The sequence below is a fragment of the Streptomyces sp. NPDC014861 genome, from assembly GCF_043081625.1.
In the GTDB taxonomy this organism is placed as follows: domain Bacteria; phylum Actinomycetota; class Actinomycetes; order Streptomycetales; family Streptomycetaceae; genus Streptomyces.
The window spans coordinates 1-1,876 of record NZ_JBIBWV010000048.1 but is presented as its reverse complement, the minus strand read 5'-3'; the positions used below and the strand labels follow the sequence as shown (position 1 = coordinate 1,876).

Genomic DNA, 1,876 nt, shown 5'->3' with positions numbered 1-1,876 from the left:
CCGGGACGGGAACCTTCGGATCATCCCAGTCGTCACCCCATGCGACCGCGTAACCGCCGCTGAGGAGCAAGAACCGCTGACGAAGTCGCCTGTGGTGGCATTACCTCTGATGGGGTCGCCCGGCCGGATAAAATCGATCCTGCTCATCAGACGGGGAACTCATATCCACAGGATGCTCGTCCACCGGATGCGCCTCCCGCTGCCGTCCACGGCGTTACTGCTCTTGCAGCCGCATTATCAGGAGGACGTTGTGAAGCCGCTTTCTGATCAGGATCCCAGAACCGTCGGCCCGTATCGGCTCATCGGCAGGCTCGGGGCTGGCGGCATGGGAACCGTGTATCTGGGGGAATCACCGTCTCAGCGGAGGGTGGCCGTGAAGGTGCTCCATGAACACCTCACCGACAGCACGGACTTCCGGCAGCGGTTTCCCCGTGAGGTGGAGGCGGTACGGCGGGTCAGCGGGTTCTATACGGCGCCCGTCGTCGACGCCGACGCGGATGCAGCCCGGCCCTGGCTGGCAACGGCATACGTGGCGGCTCCCTCCCTCGAAGGGCTCGTACGGGAGTGTGGTCCGCTGCCGGTCCGTACCGTGCACCGCATCGCACTGGGTATGGCGGAGGCACTGGCATCGATTCACTCCGCAGGGGTGACGCACCGCGACGTGAAGCCGGCCAACGTACTGATCGCCTGGGACGGTCCGCGAGTCATCGATTTCGGCATCGCGCACACCGTGAACCTGACGCGGATCACTCCAGAGGGCACGCTTATGGGGACTCTGCCGTACATGGCTCCGGAGCAGCTGCGTGCCTTCGACCCGCGCAATCAGGCCGGAGACGTCTACTCGATGGCGTCCACCCTCGTCTTCGCCGCGACCGGTCACGCGCCGTTTGACGGGACGTCAGTCAACGTGATCGTCAAACTGCTGGAGGGAACCCCCGATCTGATGGGGCTGCCGGACCTGTTGCTCCCGCTGATCGAGGACTGCATGGCCGCAGAACCGGCAGACCGGCCGGCCCCAGACGACCTGGTCGCCCGGCTCTCCGGAGGTATACCGGGCGACCCCAGGGACGTGGGGGCGGCCGACTGGTTGCCGCCCGCAGCCGTCCGGCTGCTCAACCGGGAGGCGGAGGAGAACGATCCGCAGAGCCGGACGGGTTCGCGGGAACGCGTCAACCGCTGGAGCCTGACGACGAGCACTCAAGCCGGCATGCAATTCGACCGGATCAGACGGTTCGAAGCCGTCGCCCCCGGATCGATGCTCATCGGTAACCCAGAGCACTGGCTGCACCTGACCGTCCTACCGAAGGGCGGGAACCACTCGCTCAGGGAGGAGGTCAAGAAGGAGGTTCGGAATCTGGCCAGCAAAGCTCTGCAAGTCATAATGGAGGACCCGTTCCCTCAGGGCCCGCAGACGTGCTGCGAGATTCTGATGACCGCCCTGAACGGACGGCTCCGCTGGTACGTCGAAGAGCACGGTCTCGACGGCGCAGCAGGCGCCGTGGCCGTCAGATCTGAGTCTACGCTCGCCACGATGCAGGTGGGGGACTCCGAGATGTGCGTGACCTGGCTGGATGACGACGAAAACAGGCGTCTGCTCGTGGTTGATCGCGGTTGGACGGGAGTACTCGAGCTCGGCTTCGGCGCCCACCCCCTGGGGAGATTCAGCGACTTTCAGCCGCGCCCCTTCGTAGTGAATGTCCGCCGCAGCGTCACGGCCGTGTCCTCAAGCGGGAGGTTCCCCTTCGACCACGCCGCCGAGAGCTTTCTCCGCTCCGGGAACGGGGCAGAATTACTCATGTCTTTGGTGAAGCACGGTGACAGTGCGGACACCGACTTCTTCGCCTACGTCAATGATGGGTTCTACGACCGAGCGTCC

At 65.0% G+C, this 1,876-nt stretch carries 1 protein-coding gene; it reads left to right on the top strand.

What is annotated here, in order from left to right; translation table 11 throughout:
- On the top strand, positions 1-1,876 hold a 1,876-nt coding region (locus tag ACF1BN_RS37755; RefSeq protein WP_392336129.1), incomplete at both ends, for a serine/threonine-protein kinase.